Source organism: Variovorax sp. P4_D9 (assembly GCF_056401695.1).
The window spans coordinates 1-4,019 of sequence record NZ_JBFUIU010000798.1; the positions used below are offsets into that span (position 1 = coordinate 1).

The window sequence follows — 4,019 nt, forward strand, 5'->3', positions numbered from 1 at the left end:
GGATGTAAACGATGGTGGTCAGCAGCATCGCGACGTTGCCCTGGGCTCCGTCGTCGCCGAACTGGCGTCGGTTCGCGGCGCTGGGGCCGATCGCCACGAAGAGGTATTCGCCCTCCTGCTGGCGGACGACGGGCGCGACGTCGTCCAGGACGGGCTGGCTGGCCATCACGCTGTGCGTGCGATTAGTGGGAGGAGGCACTTGGGCCTTGGCCTTTCTACGTGCAGTCATGGAAGTACTCCGGGGGGGTGGTCAAGAAAACAGGCGTTCGGCGATGAGGCCGACGAGAAGGACGGCGCCGATGAGGGCGCTGATGCGCGCGACCAGGCGGTCGCTCGGGTGCATGGGTTCCTCGGCATCCATGGCGACCAGCACGCCGCCGTGCGCGGCCGGGCCGAAGGCTTGCTCGAGGGTTCGCGGGATGGGCGTGATGCGCTCGCGGGTGGCGTCGACCGAGCCGACGAACACGCGCGGGGCAGTCAGCGGGGTGTGGAAGAGGGCGCTCACGAGGCGATCTCCCCGTGCAGGAATGCCTCGACCTCGGCGTTGACGTCCTTGCCTTCCGCCGCAGCAGTCAGGCCGATGGATACGACTTCCGGGGACCAGCCGAAGAGGTCATAGCGCTTCTCGATGGCGATGCACGCATGGAGGTCGTTGCGGCGCATGGCTTGGGCGTAGGCCGTGCGGTCGTGGATGGCGAGCTGGGTCGGCACCTTGGCCAGCACTGCGGCGGCTTCGGCGAGGGCTTCTTGGAACTGCTCTTCGGTCGGGCGCTTGGTCTGGACCTTGTGATCCATGCCGACACAGACGGTGTGCAGCTTGCGCAGGGTGGCAAGCACTTCGAACGTGAGGGCGCTCATAAGGCGCTCCATCCGTTGATCTCGAGGATCTGCATTCAATACTCCTTCACTGCGCAATGGCGAGGGAGGTATTGAATATCTAGACTAAGAGAAAGTCAACATGAGCTCAACTTTAATCTAGAACCTGTTGACTCTAGGGTAGCCCTGCTACCAGAAATCTCATTTTTTTATGTGTCAAATGAAAGAGAGTGTGGATGGGTCGCAACGGGTCAAAAAGAAAGCCCGCTTCGTGGCGGGCTTTGCATGGATCGCAGAGGGAGTCAGTTGCACACAACGTTGGGGCCGGCCCGCGTGCAGAACTTGCCATCGGAGCGGTGGAAGTTGCCCCCGGCCGCGGCGTTGTAGCGGTTGCCCTGGGTGTCCCAGCAGCCCGCGCCGTCGCAGTTCACCAGCTGGGCCGGCGCACGGGCGCGCCGATCGTCCTGCTCCTGGCGCATGCGCGCAGACGCATCCAGCTCGGCCTGGCGCCGCTGCATGTTGCGCTCGCTCTGCGCGTCGATGCGCTCGTTGGGGTTGTGGCCGATCACTGCCGGGCCTTCATCGTCGCTCTGCGACTGGCGCGTCACCGTATCGACGGTGCTGCGCTGGATTCGGCGGGCGCGCTCGATGCTCTGCAGCGTGCTGTTCGGACCGGCAGCTGCGGCCTGCGCGCGATTGCGCTCCATGGTGGCTTGGTCGAGCATGATGTCGGTGCGCTGGGTCTTCTCCGTGGCGCAGTACTTGTCGGAATAGACCACCTTGCCGTTCTCGATGCRGCGGAAGACCTGGGCCGACGCACCGCCGGCCACCAGYGCCAGGCAGAAGGCGAGGGTGCGCTTCTTCATTGGGCCAGCCACTGGCTAGGTGAAACGACGGCCACGACCGCCTGCATTTTCTCAATCTCTTCCACCGTGAGGGTCTGGCGGACGTTGCCGTTGACCTCCATCACTGCAACCGTGTCAGCGCGCTCGTAGAGCAGCTCGCGAACCATTTGTGTGCCATCTTTGAGGTGGAGCACAACGTACTCGCCGACTGCTGGCTTCGCGCCAGGCGAGATCACTACGTACCACCCGTCTCGAATCGCGGGCGCCATCGAGTCGCCGCGGATCCGCAGTGCGAAGGCCACACTGTCTTGGGTCTGTAGCAATACAAACCCATCCACTCCGCCCATGAAATCAATCTCCACAAGGCCCCCAGGCCGGAGGCGAGCACTACCTGAAACCGGTATCTGTCGACTGTAGGACACGGCCCCTGCGTAGACAACCTGACTGGAGTCTGAGTGTTTTGATTCTGTTTCGAGTGTGACTTTTCCGCCAACACCGGCACCCGGCCCGGGGTCTTCCGTATTACCTGGGCCGCCTAGATTTGCGGGAAGAGGGTAGTGCAACGCCTCCGAGAGCTTCGCGATCTGCACAACGCTTGGGCTGTGCCTGCCTTTTTCCCAAGCTGACCAGTTGCCTTTGGTGACTTCCACCAAGGTCCCGGCTTCCTCCTGTGTCATGCCGGCATGCTTTCGAGCAGCCTTTAGCCATGCGGGTATGTTCATAGGGTTTAGATTTTCGCGACTATTACAGAGTAAGTCGTCTTGCTTATCTTGACTTCTTGAATCTAGTATTTATAGACTGTCGCATCGTAACGATGTGAAAAGTCTATGAATTCGATGATTTCGGCCGAGCCCCTCGCCGAATCGGCACCCCTGCACCCCCTGGAAAAGGCAGGAAAGATTGTCGGCTCGCAGCGACGTTTGGCAACACTTTTAGGCGTCACCAAGGGCGCCTTCGGGCAGTGGAAGCTGGAAGGCCGCAACGTGCCGGCCGAGCACTGCGGCGCCATCGAGCGCTTCACGGGTGGCCGCGTCACCTGCGAAGCCCTGCGCCCGGATGTCGACTGGGGCATCTTCCGCGCCCCCAAGGCCGATCGCCGCCTGCGCCCGGTCAAGGCCGCGCCCCGCATCCAGCCCCGCCCTCATAGAGCGATCGCCTGAATGCACGTCAAGCCCATCAGCGCCCTCACGACCCGCGAGATCCGCGACCTCGCAGTGCACGCGGCTGAACGTGGGGAGCGCATCAAAGACGTGAATCCATTTTCCCGGCGGTCGGTCGGCCGCGCCGTCTTCTCCCGCGCTTTCGCGCGCCGGGCGGCAGAACTCCGTCCATTCACCCCCTGACTCATCACAGGCATCGAACTCATGTGCCCAGTCACACCCTTCGACAGTGACCTCCCCATGTTCTCCCGCGCCATCATGGGCGGGAAGAAGTCCTCCAAGCTCGAAGCGCGCGTGTCCGACGAACTCAAGGAGGCCGTGCGCCGCCGCTGGAACGACCTCGGCTACAGCTCCGAGTCCGAGTACCTCGAGTACCTCGCTACGGTGGATTGCTTCGGGAAGGCCCATATCCGCATGGTGATGGAGCACCGGCTTCGGTTGGTCGGTTCTCTGTCTGACAGTTCACCGACCGGGGGCACCCCGGCATGAGCACCCGGGATCTTTTCGAAGCCCTGCGGTCCGTGCCGGCACCGATGCACGGCAAGCGCCGTTACTGGCGCCTCGCTGATAGCCGCCTCCTTCTCGAAGAGGAAGAGGTCAAGGCCCTGCGCGCCGAGGCGAAGCACTACGGCGTGCAAGTCGTCAACGCGCGCGTGCGCTACCTGCACGAGCCCATGACGCGGCCGATGTACCTGATCGAGCTGCGCGACGAGGAGTTTCTGGCCGATGCGCGAACGGGCCAGCCCTACAGCCGCGAAACCCTGCAATGCGCGACCGAGCCGCTGATGCAGCTGGAGGGACTTGCATGACAACCAATAGCACCGTGCTGGCGCTCGCACGCCTGAACGCCGACAGCTTCACGCCAGACTTCCTGGCCTACCTGCCCGACAACCTGCACGTCTACGAGGCCTTCGAGCGCGAGGCTTTGCGCGCGGTCGCGAAGGGCTTCGCGCACTTCAGCGCGCGGACCATCATCGAAGTCCTGCGCCATACCTCAGCTCTGCAAGAAGTGGGCGGAGCCTGGAAGCTCAACGACCACATGACGCCGTACCTCGCGCGCCTGTTCGCACTCGTGAACCCCGAGCACCGAGGCCTCTTCGAGTTTCGCGTGGCCAAGGCCCTGCGCCGCCGCGCGGCCGCGAATGCCGACTTCATGAGCCAGGCCGCGGGGGGGGCTGCCTGATGGCTAATCAATGGC

At 63.4% G+C, this 4,019-nt stretch carries 10 protein-coding genes; 5 read left to right on the top strand and 5 right to left on the bottom strand.

All coding sequences use genetic code 11. The features are described 5' to 3' along the window. The 5 genes from AC1DY5_RS45435 to AC1DY5_RS45455 form a co-directional block, all read right to left on the bottom strand. Nucleotides 1-229: hypothetical protein (locus tag AC1DY5_RS45435; RefSeq protein ID WP_478120962.1), on the bottom strand; the 229-nt coding region annotated here is incomplete at its 3' end. A gap of 21 nt (nt 230-250) precedes the next feature. Continuing rightward, nucleotides 251-505, bottom strand: coding sequence for a hypothetical protein (locus tag AC1DY5_RS45440; RefSeq protein WP_478120963.1), 255 nt, complete (start codon nt 503-505; stop codon nt 251-253). Continuing rightward, nucleotides 502-858, bottom strand: a complete 357-nt coding sequence (locus AC1DY5_RS45445; RefSeq protein WP_478120964.1) for a hypothetical protein — start codon at nt 856-858, stop codon at nt 502-504. Before AC1DY5_RS45445 ends, AC1DY5_RS45440 begins: the two co-directional genes overlap by 4 nt. A gap of 260 nt (nt 859-1,118) precedes the next feature. Continuing rightward, the gene (locus AC1DY5_RS45450) at nt 1,119-1,682 is read right to left on the bottom strand and encodes a hypothetical protein (RefSeq protein WP_478120965.1); all 564 of its coding nucleotides are present in this window, start codon (nt 1,680-1,682) and stop codon (nt 1,119-1,121) included. Next, entirely contained in the window at nt 1,679-2,383 is a 705-nt protein-coding gene (locus tag AC1DY5_RS45455) for a S24 family peptidase (RefSeq protein WP_478120966.1), read from the bottom strand. Before AC1DY5_RS45455 ends, AC1DY5_RS45450 begins: the two co-directional genes overlap by 4 nt. Before the next feature lie 114 nt (nt 2,384-2,497). On the opposite strand from AC1DY5_RS45455, the gene AC1DY5_RS45460 reads away from it, so the two are divergent. Genes AC1DY5_RS45460 through AC1DY5_RS45480 form a run of 5 tightly spaced genes read left to right on the top strand, consistent with a single transcriptional unit; the run spans nt 2,498 to nt 4,004 of the window. Next, a complete protein-coding gene (locus AC1DY5_RS45460; protein ID WP_478120967.1) occupies nt 2,498-2,821 on the top strand; it encodes a Cro/CI family transcriptional regulator in 324 nt (107 codons plus the stop codon). Then, entirely contained in the window at nt 2,822-3,004 is a 183-nt protein-coding gene (locus AC1DY5_RS45465; RefSeq protein ID WP_478120968.1) for a hypothetical protein, read from the top strand. 57 nt (nt 3,005-3,061) lie between these two features. Continuing rightward, a complete protein-coding gene (locus tag AC1DY5_RS45470) occupies nt 3,062-3,310 on the top strand; it encodes a hypothetical protein (protein ID WP_478120969.1) in 249 nt (82 codons plus the stop codon). Further along, complete coding sequence (locus tag AC1DY5_RS45475) at nt 3,307-3,630, top strand: hypothetical protein (RefSeq protein WP_478120970.1); 324 nt, start codon at nt 3,307-3,309, stop codon at nt 3,628-3,630. Before AC1DY5_RS45470 ends, AC1DY5_RS45475 begins: the two co-directional genes overlap by 4 nt. Next, nucleotides 3,627-4,004 carry a hypothetical protein gene (locus AC1DY5_RS45480; protein ID WP_478120971.1) on the top strand — a complete coding sequence of 126 codons (378 nt, stop codon included), beginning with the start codon at nt 3,627-3,629 and terminating at the stop codon, nt 4,002-4,004. The genes AC1DY5_RS45475 and AC1DY5_RS45480 overlap by 4 nt, the downstream gene beginning before the upstream one ends. The last annotated feature ends 15 nt before the right edge of the window (nt 4,005-4,019 follow it).